Source organism: Agrococcus lahaulensis DSM 17612 (genome assembly GCF_000425105.1).
In the GTDB taxonomy this organism is placed as follows: domain Bacteria; phylum Actinomycetota; class Actinomycetes; order Actinomycetales; family Microbacteriaceae; genus Agrococcus; species Agrococcus lahaulensis.
This window is the reverse complement of sequence record NZ_AULD01000005.1, coordinates 511,841-528,136: the sequence shown is the minus strand read 5'-3', so window position 1 is coordinate 528,136 and position 16,296 is coordinate 511,841. Positions and strand designations below refer to the sequence as shown.

General features: G+C 70.6%; 17 protein-coding genes. 6 read left to right on the top strand and 11 right to left on the bottom strand.

Annotated features, from left to right (window positions below; translation table 11 throughout):
- Positions 1–44: 44 nt before the first annotated feature.
- The 3 genes from H508_RS0103090 to H508_RS0103080 form a co-directional block, all read right to left on the bottom strand.
- Positions 45–581 carry a single-stranded DNA-binding protein gene (locus H508_RS0103090; RefSeq protein WP_026372986.1) on the bottom strand — a complete coding sequence of 179 codons (537 nt, stop codon included), beginning with the start codon at positions 579–581 and terminating at the stop codon, positions 45–47.
- Positions 582–583: 2 nt separating this feature from the next.
- On the bottom strand, positions 584–940 hold the full coding sequence (rpsF, locus tag H508_RS0103085; protein WP_026372985.1) for a 30S ribosomal protein S6: 357 nt from the start codon (positions 938–940) through the stop codon (positions 584–586).
- Positions 941–1,107: 167 nt separating this feature from the next.
- The gene (locus H508_RS0103080) at positions 1,108–2,568 is read right to left on the bottom strand and encodes a CCA tRNA nucleotidyltransferase (protein WP_026372984.1); all 1,461 of its coding nucleotides are present in this window, start codon (positions 2,566–2,568) and stop codon (positions 1,108–1,110) included.
- 77 nt (positions 2,569–2,645) lie between these two features.
- Here H508_RS0103080 and H508_RS0103075 point away from each other — a divergent pair, with 77 nt between their 5' ends.
- From H508_RS0103075 to trxA, 5 genes are all read left to right on the top strand, one after another.
- Positions 2,646–4,652, top strand: coding sequence for a DUF6049 family protein (locus tag H508_RS0103075; RefSeq protein WP_026372983.1), 2,007 nt, complete (start codon positions 2,646–2,648; stop codon positions 4,650–4,652).
- Positions 4,649–6,298: a murein biosynthesis integral membrane protein MurJ gene (gene murJ / locus H508_RS0103070; RefSeq protein ID WP_026372982.1), complete on the top strand. Its 1,650-nt coding sequence runs from the start codon at positions 4,649–4,651 to the stop codon at positions 6,296–6,298. Before H508_RS0103075 ends, murJ begins: the two co-directional genes overlap by 4 nt.
- 149 nt (positions 6,299–6,447) lie before the next feature.
- Complete coding sequence (locus tag H508_RS0103065) at positions 6,448–6,840, top strand: hypothetical protein (RefSeq protein ID WP_026372981.1); 393 nt, start codon at positions 6,448–6,450, stop codon at positions 6,838–6,840.
- A 45-nt stretch (positions 6,841–6,885) separates the two neighbouring features.
- Positions 6,886–7,860, top strand: coding sequence for a thioredoxin-disulfide reductase (gene trxB / locus H508_RS0103060; protein ID WP_026372980.1), 975 nt, complete (start codon positions 6,886–6,888; stop codon positions 7,858–7,860).
- Entirely contained in the window at positions 7,857–8,168 is a 312-nt protein-coding gene (gene trxA, locus H508_RS0103055) for a thioredoxin (protein ID WP_021010593.1), read from the top strand. The genes trxB and trxA overlap by 4 nt, the downstream gene beginning before the upstream one ends.
- A gap of 56 nt (positions 8,169–8,224) precedes the next feature.
- On the opposite strand, the gene H508_RS0103050 is transcribed toward trxA, so the two are convergent.
- From H508_RS0103050 to rpmH, 8 genes are all read right to left on the bottom strand, one after another.
- The gene (locus H508_RS0103050; RefSeq protein WP_026372979.1) at positions 8,225–9,268 is read right to left on the bottom strand and encodes a ParB/RepB/Spo0J family partition protein; all 1,044 of its coding nucleotides are present in this window, start codon (positions 9,266–9,268) and stop codon (positions 8,225–8,227) included.
- Positions 9,265–10,098, bottom strand: coding sequence for a ParA family protein (locus H508_RS0103045; RefSeq protein WP_084155086.1), 834 nt, complete (start codon positions 10,096–10,098; stop codon positions 9,265–9,267). Before H508_RS0103045 ends, H508_RS0103050 begins: the two co-directional genes overlap by 4 nt.
- Positions 10,099–11,472: 1,374 nt before the next feature.
- A complete protein-coding gene (gene rsmG, locus H508_RS0103040) occupies positions 11,473–12,123 on the bottom strand; it encodes a 16S rRNA (guanine(527)-N(7))-methyltransferase RsmG (protein WP_026372977.1) in 651 nt (216 codons plus the stop codon).
- A gap of 4 nt (positions 12,124–12,127) precedes the next feature.
- Positions 12,128–12,610 (bottom strand): Jag family protein, encoded by a 483-nt coding sequence (locus H508_RS0103035; protein WP_035253712.1) that lies wholly within the window; start codon positions 12,608–12,610, stop codon positions 12,128–12,130.
- Positions 12,610–13,572, bottom strand: a complete 963-nt coding sequence (gene yidC, locus H508_RS0103030; protein ID WP_026372975.1) for a membrane protein insertase YidC — start codon at positions 13,570–13,572, stop codon at positions 12,610–12,612. Before yidC ends, H508_RS0103035 begins: the two co-directional genes overlap by 1 nt.
- A gap of 4 nt (positions 13,573–13,576) precedes the next feature.
- Entirely contained in the window at positions 13,577–13,879 is a 303-nt protein-coding gene (gene yidD, locus H508_RS0103025; protein WP_026372974.1) for a membrane protein insertion efficiency factor YidD, read from the bottom strand.
- Positions 13,876–14,202, bottom strand: coding sequence for a ribonuclease P protein component (rnpA, locus tag H508_RS0103020; RefSeq protein WP_026372973.1), 327 nt, complete (start codon positions 14,200–14,202; stop codon positions 13,876–13,878). Before rnpA ends, yidD begins: the two co-directional genes overlap by 4 nt.
- Before the next feature lie 10 nt (positions 14,203–14,212).
- On the bottom strand, positions 14,213–14,350 hold the full coding sequence (gene rpmH, locus H508_RS0103015) for a 50S ribosomal protein L34 (RefSeq protein WP_021010601.1): 138 nt from the start codon (positions 14,348–14,350) through the stop codon (positions 14,213–14,215).
- Between the two features lie 336 nt (positions 14,351–14,686).
- On the opposite strand from rpmH, the gene dnaA reads away from it, so the two are divergent.
- Entirely contained in the window at positions 14,687–16,096 is a 1,410-nt protein-coding gene (dnaA, locus tag H508_RS0103010) for a chromosomal replication initiator protein DnaA (RefSeq protein WP_026372972.1), read from the top strand.
- Positions 16,097–16,296 lie beyond the last annotated feature (200 nt).

Below are 16,296 nucleotides of genomic sequence, written 5' to 3'. Positions count from 1 at the left end.
CGTGCTCGGGACTGCCGTCCCGGTGATGCTTGCTGCGAGCGCCCCTAGAAGGGGGTCTCGTCGTTGTAGGAGGTGCCGGGCGCTCCCCAGACGTCGCCGCTCGACTGCTGCGCGGCCGGCTGGCCCCACGGCTCGTCGGCGACCTGCTGGGGCTGGCCGAAGCCGCCGCCCTGGCCGAACTGCTGCTGCCCGCCCGAGCTGCGGCCTGCGCCGCCGCCCGTCGTGCGCGTCACCTGCGCGGTCGCGTAGCGGAGCGAGGGGCCGATCTCGTCGACCTCGAGCTCGATGACCGTGCGCTTCTCGCCCTGCTGCGTCTCGAACGAGCGCTGCTTCAAGCGGCCCTGCGCGATGACGCGCGAACCCTTCTGCAGGCTCTGCGAGACGTGCTCGGCGAACTCGCGCCACACCGAGGCGCGGAGGAACAGCGCCTCGCCGTCCTTCCACTCGTTCGCCTGGCGGTCGAACGTGCGGGGGGTCGACGCGATCGTGAAGTTCGCGACCGCGAGGCCGTTCTGCGTGTAGCGCAGCTCCGGGTCGGCAGTCAGGTTGCCGACGACCGTGATGATCGTCTCGCCGGCCATGGCTACTCGGCCTCTGCGGGCGCCTCGGCCTTGGCCTCGCGCTTCGCCGGCTCCTTGCCGGCGCGCGCCACCGCGACGTCGGCGCGGAGCACCTTCGTGCGCATGACGGCCTCCGACAGCTTCAGCTGGCGGTCGAGCTCGTCGCTCGTCGCAGGCTCGGCCGTGAAGTTCACGACGGCGTAGATGCCCTCGGTGCGCTTGTCGATCTCGTACGCGAGGCGACGACGGCCCCAGATGTCGACCTTGTCGATCCTGCCGCCGTCGTTGCGGACGACGCCGAGGAACTTCTCCAGGGACGGGGCGACAGTGCGCTCGTCCACCTCCGGGTCGAGAATCACCATCAGCTCGTACTGCTGCATGCTTCACCCACCTCCTTCGGACTAGAACGGCTGCAGGCGGTCTGCAGCAGGAGGGTATGCATGGTGCGCGGGCCTCGTGCTCGAGGACGGGCAGAGCCCGCACAACCTCTCAACTGTACCGCAGCGCCGCCGTCGGCATCAATGGCGGATCCGGCGTCGTCGCTCGATCAGGCGCCGCGCGCCGCCCACCACTCGCGCAGCACCTGCTCGGCCCGCTCCTCGCCGAGCGGACCGTGCTCGAGCCGCTGCTCGAGCAGCATGCGGTACGCCTCGCCCACCTCGCGGCCCGGGCGGATGCCCAGGATCTCCTGGATGCGGTTGCCGTCGAGGTCGGGGCGCACAGCCTCGAGCTCCTCCTGCTCCGCGAGCTCGGCGATGCGCCGCTCGAGGTCGTCGTAGGCGAAGTCGAGCCGCTCCGCCTTCCGCCGGTTGCGCGTCGTGACGTCGGAGCGCGTGAGGATGTGCAGCCGCTCGAGCAGCGGTCCGGCGTCGCGCACGTAGCGACGCACCGCCGAGTCGCTCCACGCCTGGTCGCCGTAGCCGTAGAAGCGGAGGTGCAGCTCGACGAGCCGCGAGACCGCCTTGACCGTCTCGTTGTCGAAGCGCAGCGCCTTGAGCCGCTGCTTCGCCATCCGCGCGCCCACGAGGTCGTGCTGGTGGAAGGTGACCGTGCGCCCCTCGATGCGCCGGGTCGCGGGCTTGCCGATGTCGTGGAGCAGTCCCGCGAGCCGCGAGACCAGGTCGGGTGCCGCATCCGGGTTCCTCGACGCCTCGAGGTCGATGCCCTGCTGCAGCACCGTGAGGGAGTGCTCGTAGACGTCCTTGTGGTGCGCGTGCTCGTCGGCCTCGAGCCGCAGCGCCGGCACCTCGGGCAGCACGCGATCGAGGATGCCCGTGTCGGTGAGCAGGCGGATGCCCGGCACCGGCCGGCTCGTCAGGAGCAGCTTCGAGAGCTCGTCGCGCACGCGCTCGGCGGAGATGTCGAGGATGCGGTCGGCGAGCGCCGCCATCGCGGCCTGCACGCGCGGCGCGACCTCGAAGCCGAGCTGCGCCGAGAACCGGGCGGCGCGCATCATGCGCAGCGGGTCGTCGTCGAAGGAGCGCTCGGGCGCCTGAGGGGTGTCGATGACGCGCGCCAGCAGGTGCTCGAGCCCGCCGCCGACGTCGACGAGCTGCGGCACCGCATCCGCCTCGCCCGCCTCGCCGCGCGCGGGCGTGACGCGCAGCGCCATCGCGTTGACGGTGAAGTCGCGCCGCTCGAGGTCGTCCTCGAGCGATTCGCCGAACCGGACCTCGGGCTTCCGAGAGACGCCGTCGTACTGGTCGGCGCGGTAGGTCGTGATCTCGACGTCGGCACCGCGGATGCGTGCGGCGATGGTGCCGAACTCGCGACCGACGTCCCACGTCGCGTCGGCGAGCGGGCCCACGAGCCGCTGGATCTCGTCGGGGGTCGCGCTCGTCGTGAAGTCGAGGTCGGTGACGGGGCGGTCGAGGAACGCGTCGCGCACCGGTCCGCCGACGAGCGCGAGCTCCTGGCCCGCGGCCGCGAAGCCCGCCGCGAGGTCGCTCGTCGGGCTCGACGCCACGAGCGCGTGCAGCCGCGCGGTCGCCTCAGCCATGTCGGTCACGAGCGCCCCCAGGTCTGTCACGGACGCCCATTGTGCCGCAGTCCGGGCCCATGAGTGCGTTGCCTACACTTGGGCGCATGCTGTCGGCAGGTCGCCTGGCGCGGCGGAGCGCGTCAGCGTGCGCCGTCGCGGCTGTCGCGACGACGCTCCTCGCGGCTCCCCTCGCGGGCGCGCCCGGAGCCGCCGCGACGGCCCCCGCGGCCGAGGCGCCGACCCTCGAGCTCGCCCCCGTCGACCCGCTGCTGAGCACGGGCGAGGAGCTCTCGCTCGAGGTCGCGCTCGACAACCGATCGAGCTGGATCGCTCCCGCGACGACCGTCGACGTGCTGCTCACCGCCTCCCCCATCGCGACGCGGTACTCGCTCTCGCGGTGGTTCGCGGGCGAGGCGATCGCGGCGAACCGCGTCGTCGCGACAGTCGAGCTGCCGGCCGTCGCCGCCCTCGACGAGCACTCGGTCACGGTGTCGATCGACGCGGATGCGCTGGGTCTCGAGGGCGCGCCGTGGGGCGCCTACGGCCTCGCCGCGACCGCGCCGAGCGTGACGGGCGCGACGAGCGTCGTCGTGCTCGACGAGCCGGGCGAGGCGAGCCCGACGCGGCTCGCGCTCGCCGCGCCGATCGACGCGCCCACGGGGCCCACGGGGCTGCTCGACGCCGAGCAGCTCGAGGCGTCGACGGGCGTCGACGGCGACGCGCGCGCGGCGCTCGACGCGGCGATCGATGCGGGCGCGACGATCGGCGTCGACCCGGCGATCGGCGCCTCCGCCGCCGCGCTCGGCGATGACGCGCCGGAGGCCGCGATCGACTGGCTCGACCGCGCCGACGCCCCCGGCGCCTACCCGTTGCTGTACTCGAACGCCGACCCCATCGCACTCGTGCGTGCCGGCGAGTACCCGATCGAGCCGCTCGGCATCCCCCGTGAGGACGGCCCGCCGCTGCCCGCCTCGGCGGGCGAGGTCGGAGGGCGCGAGCCGGTCATCGACGCGACCGCGGTCGCGGTCGACGACGCGGAGCTGGGGGCGCTCGCCGCGATCGGCACCGTCGTCATGACGACCGCGAGCCTCGACGAGGAGATCGGCGGCCGCACCCCCTCCGCGCACGCCACGATCGACGGCGTCGACGTGCTCGCCGCCGACGGTGAGCTCCAGCGGCTCGTCGCGAGGGCTGCGTCGGTCGACCCGCTCGAGGCCGCGCACGCGCGCGCCGAGGCGATGGCGCTGCTCGCGACCATCACGCGCGAGCGGCCGAGCGATCCCCGCACGCTCGCGGCGGCGCTGCCCGCGACGACGCAGGGGTCGACCGTCGAGCTGCTCGACGACCTCGCCGATGCGGGCTTCGTCGAGACGGTCGGCATCGACGACGCACTCGCGCTCGAGCCGCGCGACGCTCGCCTCGCCGAGCCGGAGGTGCCGCCGAGCACCGAGGGCGCAGAGCTCGTGCAGGCTGCGCTCGCCCAGGAGGCGGACGCCGCGCGCATCGCCGGGATCGTCGGCGACCCCTCGACCCTGCTCGCGTCGCTGCGGCTCTCGCTCCTCGCCGCGCTCCCCGACGCGGGGCTCCCGATCACCGACGCGGACCGGCAGGCGATCGAGGGGCTCGGCGGCAAGCTCGCCGACCTGCGCACGGCGGTCGAGATCGTCGGGGGCAGCGAGATCCACGCGGTGGGCGAGAGCGTCCCCATGCCCGTCACGATCGTCAACCGGCTCGAGGTGCCCGCCGAGGTCGTGCTCTCGCTCCGCGCCTCGAACGCGCTCGTCAACGTCTCGCAGCCGTCGACGACCGTCACGCTCGCGCCCGGCAGCCAGCAGCGCGTGCAGGTGCCCGTCGAGATCGTCGGCACCGGCACCGTGCTCGTCATCGCGCAGCTGCACACGCCCGACGGCGTCGCGCTCGGACAGGTGCAGACGCTGCGTGTCACCGCGCAGCCGACGATCGAGACCGCCGTAGCCTGGGTGCTCGGCAGCGCCATCGCGCTGCTGCTGGTGTTCGGCATCTGGCGTTCGGTGCGCAAGCGCCGCACCGGCCGGGCCCGCGGCGACCTCGACGCCCCAGGATCCAGCGTCACGGCGGAGGAGACCGGGTGAGCACAGGCAAGGCCAGCGCGATCATCGCAGCGGGCACGATGGTCTCGCGGGTGCTGGGCTTCGTGAAGATGGTGCTCCTCGCCGTCGCGATCGGGCAGTCGACGTCGAAGGCGGCCGAGGCGTTCGGCATGGCGAACCAGCTGCCGAACAACGTCTACGCCCTCGTCGCCGGCGGCGTCATGAGCGCTGTGCTCGTGCCGCAGATCGTCAAGGCGTCGAAGGGCGCAGACAACGGCGAGTCGTACGTCTCGAAGATCCTCACGCTCGGCGGCACCGTCTTCCTCGTGCTCACGATCGTGGCGACGATCGCCGCTCCCCTGCTCGTCGACATCTACGCCATCTCCGCGGGCGACGACGGTCGCGGCTTCTCCGACGAGCAGATGGCGCTCGCGGTCGCGCTCGCCTACTGGTGCATGCCGCAGATCCTCTTCTACGCGATCTACACGCTGCTCGGCGAGATCTACAACGCCCGCAGCCAGTTCGGCCCGTACACGTGGGCGCCGGTCGTCAACAACATCGTGTCGATCGCGGGCCTCGGCGCCTTCATCCTGCTGTTCGGCACCGACAGGGTGAACAAGTTCGTCGACGTCTGGGACGCCGACCGCATCACCCTGCTCGGCCTCGTGACCACCGGCGGCGTCGCGGTGCAGGCGCTCGTGCTCGTGCTCTTCTTCCGCAAGACGGGCCTGAGGTTCCGGCTCGACTTCGGCTGGCGCGGCGTCGGCCTCGGCGCGACCGGCAAGGCGGCGCTCTGGCTCTTCGGCATCGTCATCATCGGCCAGGTCAAGGGCATCGTGCAGTCGCGCGTCGCCTCGCTGGGCGAGGGCGCGAACATCGCGACGATGCAGAACTCCTGGTACGTCTTCTCGCTCCCGCACTCGATCATCGCCGTCTCGATCGCGATCGCCTTCTTCACCCGCATGTCGCACCACGCCGCGCGCGACGACCTCTCGGGCATCCGCCAGGACGTCTCGAGCGCGCTGCGCTCGGTCGGCATGCTCACCACCATCTCCGCGTTCGTGCTCGCGGTGATCGCCGTGCCGTTCTCGCGGATGCTCGAGGGCGGCTTCGATCCCACGCTCGCGATGGCGTTCACCATCTGGGCGTTCCTCGTCTGCCTCGTCGCCTTCAGCGCGGAGTTCGTGCTGCAGCGCGTGTTCTTCGCGCTCGGCGACACCCGGACCGCGTTCCTCTACTCGTGCGTCGGCATGTTCATCACGTTCGCGCTGCTGTGGTGGGCCTCCACGCTGCCGGCGGAGTGGGTCATCGCGGGCACGGCCCTCTCGGTCTCGATCGCGAACCTCATCTCGTGCGCGGTGTGGCTCGTGCTCGTGCGGCGCCGCATCGGGCAGTTCGGCTTCAAGCTCATCGGCCTGCGGCACGTGCAGTACCTCGCGTACTCGCTCGTCGCGGCGGCGGCGGGCGTCGCGGTGACGTTCGCGCTCGGCGGCTACCGGGGCGACGGCTTCGGCACGGCGACGGTCGCGAGCGCGGCGATCACGTGCATCATCGCCGGCGCCGTCATGGGCGCCGTCTACTTCGGGCTGCTCTACCTCACGCGCAACCCCGACTTCCGCATGACGGTCGACCTCGTGCTCGCCCGGTTCCGCCGCGGCCGCGGCCAGTCCGACGCAGCCGAGGCCTGACCGGTCGCCCGCGCCCGGCGGCCGCTGGCGCGGTGCAGCCCGCCCCGTGCAGCCCGCCCGGCGTCGGCCGATGCAGGGCGCACGCAGATGCGGGCCGTCTAGCATCGGCTCGAGCGCCGGTGCGCGCGCACCGCGCGGAAGGGGACGCCATGGCTCGATCGCTCATCCGCCTGGCCGCGCCGATCATCGCCGGCGCGCTCGCCGCCGGCGGCGCGATCGTCGGGGCATCGCTCGCTCGCGAGCGGAAGCCGCAGCGGCACGAGCTCGAGCCGCCGACGGCGCCGCTCGCGGTCGAGGGATGGTGGTCGTCGGATGCGTCCTCGTCGCTCGCGCACGCGCATCCGGCCGTGCTCATCATCGACGCCGACTCCGGTCGGCTCGTCGACTCGTGGGACCGCCGCTCGCGCGCGCGCGTCGCGAGCCCCGTCGTGCGACGCACGCCCGAGTGGCCGGCCGCGGGCCTCATCGTCGTCGACGCCGCGACGGGCGACCTGCTGACGGTCGTGGGCGAGCCAGACCGCCCGGGAATGCCCGCCGCCTAGAATCGGTTGTTCCTCACGCATCCCCCATCGATCCCAGGAGACGCAGTGCACGACGTCATCATCATCGGCTCCGGCCCGGCAGGCTTCACCGCCGCGATCTACGCGGCGCGAGCCAACCTGCAGCCGATCGTGCTCGCGTCGAGCGTCGAGCTGGGCGGTGACCTCATGACGACGACCGAGGTCGAGAACTTCCCCGGCTTCCCGAACGGCGTGCAGGGCCCCGAGCTCATGTTCGCGATGCAGCAGCAGGCCGAGCGCTTCGGCGCCGACGTGCGGATGCAGGACGCGACGGAGCTCGAGCTCGACCGCGAGGTCAAGCGCGTGCACGTCGGCGACGAGGTGCTCGAGGCGCGCACCGTCATCTACGCGACCGGCTCCGCCTACCGCAAGCTCGGCATCCCGGGCGAGGAGCGGCTCTCGGGCCACGGCGTCTCGTGGTGCGCGACGTGCGACGGCTTCTTCTTCAAGCAGAAGCAGCTCATCGTCGTCGGCGGCGGCGACTCGGCGATGGAGGAGGCGACGTTCCTCACGAAGTTCGCCGACAAGGTCACGATCGTGCACCGCTCCGAGCGCTTCCGCGCGAGCCAGGTGATGCTCGACCGCGCCCGCGCTGACGAGAAGATCGAGTTCCTGACGAACGCCACGGTCGAGGCGATCACCGGCACCGAGGTGAACGGCACCGAGCAGGTGAGCGGCGTGACGCTGCGCGACACCGTCTCGGGCGAGTCGCGGAGCATGCCCATCGACGGCGTCTTCGTCGCGATCGGCTCGGATCCCCGCACGCACCTCGTGCACGGCAAGCTCGAGCTCACCGACGAGGGCACGATCGCCGTCGAGGGCCGCTCGTCGCGCACGTCGGTGCCCGGCGTCTTCGCCGCGGGCGACGTCACCGACCCCACGTACCGTCAGGCCGTCACGGCCGCCGCGTCCGGCACCGTCGCCGCGCTCGACGCGCAGCACTACCTGGCCGCGCACGCCGTGCCGGCATTCGCCACGAGCCCTGAGGAGGCCGCACTGTGAAGGAAGTCACCACCGCATCGTTCGAGCAGGACGTGCTCAACGCCGACAAGCCCGTGCTCGTCGACTTCTGGGCCGCGTGGTGCGGTCCGTGCCGCGCGGTCAGCCCCATCCTGGAGCAGATCGACGGCGAGACCGACAAGCTCGACGTCGTCAAGGTGAACGTCGACCAGGAGCCCGACCTGGCCATGCGCTACAACATCACGTCGATCCCGGCGATGAAGCTGTTCCAGGGCGGCGAGGTCGTCAAGGAGCTCATCGGCGCCCGGCCGAAGCCGGCGATCGAGCAGGAGCTCGCGGCGTTCCTCTGATCGACTGACGACGAAGGCCCGTGGATGCGTTCCACGGGCTTTCGTCGTCTCTGCCGTCAGGCAGTCGGTGCGGCGCCGTCGAAGCCCTGCTCCCCCAGCTCCGCGAGGATGCGATTGAGGTCGGCGACGGTCGCGAAGTCGATCGTCAGCTGGCCCTTCGACCTGCCGAGCGCGATGCGCACGCGAGTGTCGAGACGGTCCTCGAGGCGACCGGCGATCTCGTCGAGGCCGTGCTGCACGGCGCCCTTCGTGGGCGTGCGTCGCGGGCTGCGCGTCTGGACGAGACCGGCCGCCGCTTCGGCCGCGCGAACTGAGAGATCCTCATTCACGATCTTCGCGGCGAGCTGATCCATGGCCTCCGGCGTCGGCAGCGAGAGGATCGCCCGCGCGTGGCCGGCGGAGAGGACGCCGCTCGCGACGCGGCTCTGGATCGACGGCGGGAGCTTCAGCAGGCGGATCGTGTTGGAGATCTGCGGCCGGCTGCGGCCGATGCGCTTCGAGAGCTCCTCCTGCGTGATGGCGAAGTCCTCCATCAGCTGCTGGTAGGCCGACGCCTCTTCGAGCGGATTGAGCTGCGCGCGGTGCAGGTTCTCGAGCAGCGCGTCGCGGAGCATCGCGTCGTCGGGCGTGTCCTTGACGACCGCGGGGATGGTCTCGAGGCCGGCGCGCTGGCTCGCTCGCCAGCGCCGCTCCCCCATGATGAGCTCGAAGTGGGTGCCGTCCTCGCCCGGAACGACAGGACGGACCACGATCGGCTGCAGCACGCCGAACTCGCGGATGGAGTGCTCGAGCTCAGCGAGGTCGTCCTCGTCGAAGACGGTGCGCGGCTGGTTCGCGTTCGGGCGGATGTCCGTGGGCGCGATGGCGGCGAGGCTCGCGCCGGGGATCTGCCGGAGCTCGGCGTCGTCCTCCTCCTCGCCCGAGAAGAACACGTCGACCGGCCGGCTCCCCGGCTTCGCGGGGCGCCGGGTGCGGCGCGGTGCGGGCGCCGGGCGGCTCGACGGCGCGCCGGGCTCCTCCTCGCTCGACCGCTCTGCGGGCGCGGGACCGGTGGGGATGAGCGCGCCGATGCCGCGCCCGAGTCCTGCCTTCTTGCTCATGCCGCTCCTCTGCGTGCGATCTCCGCCGCGGCCTCGCGATACGACAGCGCGCCGGGCGAGTTGGGGTCATAGGCGATGACGGTCTGGCCGTAGCCGGGCGCCTCCGAGACGCGCACCGAGCGCGGGATGACTGCGTCGAGCGTCTGCTCCTGGAAGTGCGAGCGGACCTCGTCGACGACCTGTCGAGACAGCAGCGTCCGCCCGTCGAACATCGTGAGGAGCACGGTCGACAGCTCGAGCTTGGGGTTCAGGTGCGCCTGGATGCGGCCGATCGTGTCCAGCAGCTGCGAGACGCCCTCGAGCGCGTAGTACTCGCACTGGATGGGCAGCAGCACCTCGGTCGCGGCAGTGAAGGCGTTGATCGTGAGCAGCCCGAGCGACGGCGGGCAGTCGATGAACACGTAGTGCGGGGGCTGCGAGGCGGCACGCAAGTAGGCATCGAGCGCCTCACGCAGCCGATGCTCGCGTCGCTCCATGCCCGCGAGCTCGAGATCGGCGCCGGCGAGGTGGATCGTCGAGGGCACGACATGCAGCCTGTCGCTCTGCGGGCTCGTCGACACCGCCGACTCGAGCGGCTCGCCATCGATGAGCACGTCGTACGTGCTGGTCACGTCAGCGTGGTGATCGATGCCCAGGGCGGTGGATGCGTTCCCCTGCGGATCGAGGTCGATCACGAGCACGCGCGCTCCGGCGACGGCGAGTGCGGCGGCCAGGTTCACCGCCGACGTGGTCTTGCCGACGCCGCCCTTCTGGTTCACGACCGTGAAGATCCGGGTGCGTGCCGGGAGGGGCAGCTCGACCGAGGAGAGTGCTTGACGCCTGCGGGCCATCGCCGCCAGCTCGCGAGCGATCGGCGTCGTGTCGAACTTTCCCGTGGTCACGCGTGCCTTTCCTGTCGATGTTTCACGTGGAACATCACGGCTTGCGGGGTCCGCGCGCAGTGGTGCAAGCCTCCAGTCTGGCCCCGATCGTGCCCGATCGCAAAGTCAGGACACATTCGAGTGAAGCAAAGTTGCGAGCGCTGTTGTCCACAGTTCTCCACAGCACCTTCGACTGTCGAGCCGCTCGCCGAGGGGCCGTGTCGAGCGCTCGACGCCGACATCGGCGGCTCGAGATCCCTGTGATAGCGCGGAATCTGCTGCCGTAGCTCGGCGACGTGCAGTGAAGACGAACAACGCTCACATCGCGTTCTCCACACTTGTCCACAGCCGTGCCCTCCGCCGCGCGTCGCCGTCCTGCTCTGGCGCGTTGGCGCTACGCGCTCGACTCGTGCCTTCCTTCCGCCGAGGAGTGGGGGTTCGCGGGCGTCATGCGGGCGATCGAACGAACAGCACCGCCCAGGCAGGTCAACCGTCAGGTCATGCCGACAGCGGGTGATGATGTGCCACGCGTTTCACGTGAAACACGAGGCGATGCCAGCGGGCCGACGCGTTGCCTGGCCGCTGCAGACAAGAGCGCCCGCGTGTTTGGTCAGGGCCTGACGAGGGTCCGTGGCTCGTTGCACGTGAAACATCCGCCTGCGGTACCGCTCGGCGCTGCACCACACATCAGTGTGTGACCGGCTACCGGCTCCTCGCTGGAAAGTTCGCGACCCCGCGTTTCACGTGAAACGACGAGCGAACCCCGATCCACTGCTTCCTAGCGCGCAGACCAGGCGAGCGAGTGTGCTCGGCGGCTACCGATCGAGGTGCTGACGCGGCCCAGACCACGGATTCCGAAGTGGCGCGCTGATCCAGCAGCGAGTAGTCCGACCGTTCCACGTGGAACACCCTCGCCGTGAGGGCGCACACGCTCGGCCTCCACCGTGGTCGAGCCGGTCGTCGAACGGCTTCGTCGGGTGTGCGCGCCGCTCTGGATGCGCTGGCACCGAGGCCCGACGCCCGACGGTGCACTGCGGCCGCGAGTCGACGCGCCAGACCAACACTGCATGTCGCGCGAAAGTGTCCGATGTTCCACGTGAAACGCAGCGCGGAGCGAGGCGCCATCACGTCAGCGGCGCGACGGCCACCGCTTCGAGAGCAGATCGAGCTGGATACCGGTGGCGGGACACGACGAAGTTCCAGAAGTGAGCCAGCATTCGGAACGCCATAGCCCGGCCGACACCTTTTGGGCTGACAGCCCATCGGGTGAGTCCGGCGTCGTACGCCAACGCGACGCACCTGGTTGCCCTTGTGCCTCAGCGAGGCACAGTGGCGGTGCTCAGCTCAGGGATCGACGACGGCGCGGAGCACGCGCGTCGTCTCGAGGCCCTCCGCTGCACCGAGCTCGAGCACCTCGACATCCCGCAGCCGATGCTTGCGGACCACCTTCTGCGCGGCCGCGAGCTCGTCGGCAACGCGCGCGCCCTTCAGCAGCAGCAGCTCGCCGCCGCTGCGCACGAGCGGGGCGGTGAGCGGGATGAGGGTCCGAAGGGCGGAGACGGCGCGAGCGGTCACCTGGTCGAGCGGATGAAGCTCACCGCTGCCGGCGAGGTCCTCGGCTCGCGCCCGCAGGACGTGCACGTTGTCGAGGCGCATGCGCTCGACCTCGGAGCGCAGCCAGTCCGTGCGCCGCTCCATCGGCTCGATGAGGGTCATCTCGACATCAGGACGTCCGATCGCCAGCACGAGCCCGGGGAGTCCAGCACCCGAGCCCACGTCGCCGACCCGGCCACGGAGCAGGGGAGCGACGAGCGCAGAATTGAGGATGTGTCGAGTCCATAGCTGCGGAAGCTCGCGAGGTCCGATGAGGCCCAGCTCCTCGCCTCGCGCCGCGAGCGACGACACGTAGGAGCGAGCGAGCTCCAACCGGTCGCCGAAGAGCGCGGCCGCGGCCGGCGGCTCCGGCTCGAGCGCCGGGGGAGTGGGCTCCGTCACGGGGTCACGCAGGGAGGATCACGATGTGCCGCTGAGCGCCCTCGCCCTCGGACTCGCTCTCGAGGCCGTGCTGACGCACGAGGTCGTGGACGAGCTTCCGCTCGTACGACGACATCGGGTCGAGCGCGACGCGCGGCGCCCCGCCGGCGATGGCGGCCGCCGCCTCATCGACGACCGATTGCAGAGCCTGCGCCCTCGCGTCGCGCGAACCGGCGACGTCCAGCACGAGTCGCGAGAACTCGCCCGACTGCTGCTGCACCGCGAGGCGCGTGAGATCCTGCAGCGCGGCGACGGCCGTCGGCTCGGCGAGTCCGCCGAGGTCGTCCCCGGCCTCGCCCACCTTGATCGTCAGGCGCGCATCCGTCTGCTCGATCTCGATGTCGCCGTCGAGATCGGCGATGTCGAGCAGGCCCTCGATGTAGTCGGCGGCGATCTCGCCCTCGTCGATCGCCTCGGCGGCGCCGGTCATCGGCTGCTCCTCGGTCATCAGCTGCCCTCTCGCTTGGACTTCGGCTTCTTGCTGCGCGGCTGCTGCCGCTGCGTGCGGAGCTCGATCTCGGCAGCCGTCTCGGCCTCCTCAGCGTCGACCGGGGGGAGGCCCATGCGCTGGCGCTTGCGCGCCATGCGCGCCTCGCGAGCGAGCGCCGCCTCGGAGCCGGGCGTCGGCAGCTTGCTGATGATGATGAGCTGCTGCACGAGCGTGTAGACGTTCGACACGAGCCAGTAGAACATCGTGCCGAGCGGGAAGAGCCAGGCCGAGATGAGCAGGAACACCGGGATGATGTACAGCAGGATCCGCTGCTGCTTGTACATCGGCGACTCCTTCATCGCCGGCGTCTGGTTCTTCGTCATGATCTGCAGCTGTGTGTAGAACTGCGTCGCGCACATGATGAGCGTGAGCGCGATCGCGGTGACGATCACCGGCACGCTGCCCTGCTCGAAGCCCGCCGCCATCGTCATGTGCAGCGGCACGACGCCGAAGAGCGTCGACTCGCTGAAGAGGACCGCGAGCTCCTGCGTCAGGAGACCGACGCCCGCCTTCTGGTTGTTGGCGTCGGTGAGCACCTGCACGAGGCCGAGGAAGATCGGCATCTGGATGAGGAGCGGGAGGCACGACGCGAAGGGGTTCGTCCCGGCCTTGCGGTACGCCTCCATCGTCTCGCGCTGCATCGCCTCGCGCGAGAACTGGTCCTTCTTGCCGCGGTACTTCTTCTGGATGCGCTGGATCTCGGGCTGGATCTCGAGCGACTTCCGCGAGGAGACGATCTGCCGCACGGTGAGCGGGATCATGGCGCTGCGGATCACGAGCACGAGGCCGACGATCGAGAGCACCCACGTGAGGCCGGAGCCGGGGTCGCCGCCGAGCGCGGTGACGATCCAGTGGAATCCGACGAGGATGGCCTCGATGACCCACTTGATGGGCCACATCAGCAGGGCGAAGATGTCCAAGCTGTCACTGCTCCTTGCGAGCGAGGACGAACCCCGCTCTGTTCGTTGCGAGCCGCTCGCGCGGCTCAGGGATGTCGTCGACGCCGCCGGCCGCCCACGGGTGGCAGCGGAGGATGCGCCTGGCGCCCAACCAGATGCCGCGCACGACCCCGTGCTGCTGGATCGCCTGCAGGGTGTAGGCGGAGCAGCTGGGGTAGTAGCGGCACACGTCGCCGTACAGCGGTGAGATCACCGCGCGGTAGGCGACGAGGATCGCGACGCAGATGTTGCGGGGGAGCAGTCCCAGCCTCTTAAGGCTCTGACTCATGACCGTCGCTCCAGCAGCGGCACGATGCCGGCCCTCAGTGTAGCGAAGTCGGCCCTGCCCGCCGCGGGCAGTGCGCGGATGACGATGTCGGCGGGCTCGATCGCGTCGAGCTCCGCGCGCACGATCTCGCTCAAGCGTCGCTTGACGCGGTTGCGCACCACAGCGTTCCCGACCTGCTTCGACACGATGAACCCGAAGCGGGCGACTGCCGCTTCGGGTCTCGCGCGGTGCACCACCGCGACAGCTCCGCCCGCACGGCGACCGGTGCGAACGATGCGACGGAAGTCGTCGCCGCGCACGATCCGGTTCGCCTTCGCGAGCACCTCGGGCGATCTACGCCGAGAGCTCGGTGCGGCCCTTGCGACGACGCGCGGCCAGGATGGCGCGGCCCGCGCGGGTGCGCATGCGGAGGCGGAAGCCGTGCTTCTTGGCGCGGCGGCGGTTGTTCGGCTGGAACGTGCGCTTGCTCATGGTGAATCTCCCGTGGTCCGGCGCGATCGCGCCGCAAGATCGAGGTGGCCGAGCTGCCAGGCTCGACGACGCGCCGCACGACGGATGCGGCAACCTGACAACCATACGCGAGAGACCGCCGGCGGTCAACGAGGACGACCCCGGCTCAGCGCCACGCCGGGGCCAAGGCAGCGGGACTTGCACGCCGTGCGCTATGCGTGCAGACTCTTGGAATCCGCGCCGCGGCAGGTGCCCGGGGAGCACCGCAGCGAGCGGACCCCTCATGCACAGGACCTGTGGATAATGGTGTGGAGACGCATCCCCCACCACCCCGCATCGCAGAGGAACCGCATACCGATGGCCCCGGACGACAGAACCGGACGACTCTGGTCGGCGGTGCTGGCGACCCTCGCGGGCGACCCCCGGATTCCCCCGTCGTTGCGCGGATTCCTGGACCTCGTCGAGCCGCAGGGCGTGCTCGGCGGCGTGCTCTACCTCGAGGTCCCGAACGACCTGACGCGCGACATGCTCGAGCAGCGCCTGCGCGTGCCGATCGTCGAGGGGCTTGTGGAGAACGCTGTGGACATCGCGTCGTTCAAGATCGTGGTGAACCCCCAGCTCGACGACGAGGAGCCGCTGCCGGACGTCGTCGACGACCCCGCCGCCGACCCGGTCGTGACGCCCGTCCAGAGCTACGAGCGCGATCCGGCCGACCTCCCGTCCCGGCGCGTCGACTCGCGCCTGAACCCGAAGTACACCTTCGACAACTTCGTCATCGGCGGCTCGAACCGCTTCGCGCACGCTGCCGCGCTCGCGGTCGCCGAGACGCCGGCGAAGGCGTACAACCCGCTCTTCATCTACGGCGACTCCGGCCTCGGCAAGACGCACCTGCTGCACGCGATCGGTCACTACGCCGAGGGCATGTACCCGGGCATCCGCGTGCGGTACGTCTCGAGCGAGGAGTTCACGAACGACTTCATCAACTCGATCGCGAACAACCTCAACCAGTCGTTCCAGCAGCGCTATCGCGAGGTCGACGTCCTGCTGATCGACGACATCCAGTTCCTGAAGGGCAAGGAGTCGACGCAGGAGGCGTTCTTCCACACCTTCAACACGCTGCACGACCACAACAAGCAGGTCGTGATCACCTCCGACGTCGCGCCCAAGCACCTGCAGGGCTTCGAGGAGCGCATGGTGAGCCGCTTCGAGTGGGGTCTCATCACCGACGTGACCGTCCCGGACGTCGAGACGCGCATCGCAATCCTGCGCAAGAAGGCCGAGGCCGAGCGGATCGAGATCCCGGCCGAGGTGCTCTCGGTCATCGCCGACAAGGTGCAGTCGAACATCCGCGAGCTCGAGGGCACGCTCATCCGCGTCACGGCGTTCGCGAGCCTCAACCGGCTGCCGGTGACGATGGAGCTCGCCCAGACGGTGCTCAAGGACCTCTTCAGCTTCGACGAGGAGGCCGTGGTGTCGCCGAGCGACATCATCAGCCACACCGCCGCGTACTTCCGGCTCACCGTCGAGGACCTGCACGGCTCGTCGCGCTCGCAGACGATCGCGCTCGCGAGGCAGATCGCGATGTACCTGTGCCGCGAGATGACGAGCATGTCGCTGCCGAAGATCGGGCAGCTGTTCGGCAATCGCGACCACACGACCGTGATGTACGCGAACAAGAAGATCGAGAAGCTCATGCAGGAGCGCCGCTCGGTCTACACGCAGGTGACGGAGCTCACCTCCCGCATCCGCCAACGCGCAGGCGCGTAGGCGCGCGGGCGCTGAGAGCCGAGGCCATTTCTGGCCTCGGCGCGCCCGCGCGCCGACGGCCGTCCCGGCCGTCGGTAGCGGCCGAGTCGCGAGACGGCCGTCCCGGCCGTCGGTAGCGGCTGCGGCGCGCCCACTCACAGAGTGCCGGCACTCCGCGCTTCGGACGAGCGCGATCCGCCGAGTCCCGGCACTCTGCGATC

Coding starts and splice junctions, on each gene's coding strand:
- H508_RS0103090 (WP_026372986.1), bottom strand. CDS start 581: ATGGCCGGCGAGACGATCATCACGGTCGTCGGCAACCTGACTGCCGAC.
- rpsF (WP_026372985.1), bottom strand. CDS start 940: ATGCAGCAGTACGAGCTGATGGTGATTCTCGACCCGGAGGTGGACGAG.
- H508_RS0103075 (WP_026372983.1), top strand. CDS start 2,646: ATGCTGTCGGCAGGTCGCCTGGCGCGGCGGAGCGCGTCAGCGTGCGCC.
- H508_RS0103065 (WP_026372981.1), top strand. CDS start 6,448: ATGGCTCGATCGCTCATCCGCCTGGCCGCGCCGATCATCGCCGGCGCG.
- H508_RS0103050 (WP_026372979.1), bottom strand. CDS start 9,268: ATGAGCAAGAAGGCAGGACTCGGGCGCGGCATCGGCGCGCTCATCCCC.
- H508_RS0103045 (WP_084155086.1), bottom strand. CDS start 10,098: ATGGCCCGCAGGCGTCAAGCACTCTCCTCGGTCGAGCTGCCCCTCCCG.
- H508_RS0103035 (WP_035253712.1), bottom strand. CDS start 12,610: ATGACCGAGGAGCAGCCGATGACCGGCGCCGCCGAGGCGATCGACGAG.
- yidD (WP_026372974.1), bottom strand. CDS start 13,879: ATGAGTCAGAGCCTTAAGAGGCTGGGACTGCTCCCCCGCAACATCTGC.
- rpmH (WP_021010601.1), bottom strand. CDS start 14,350: ATGAGCAAGCGCACGTTCCAGCCGAACAACCGCCGCCGCGCCAAGAAG.
- dnaA (WP_026372972.1), top strand. CDS start 14,687: ATGGCCCCGGACGACAGAACCGGACGACTCTGGTCGGCGGTGCTGGCG.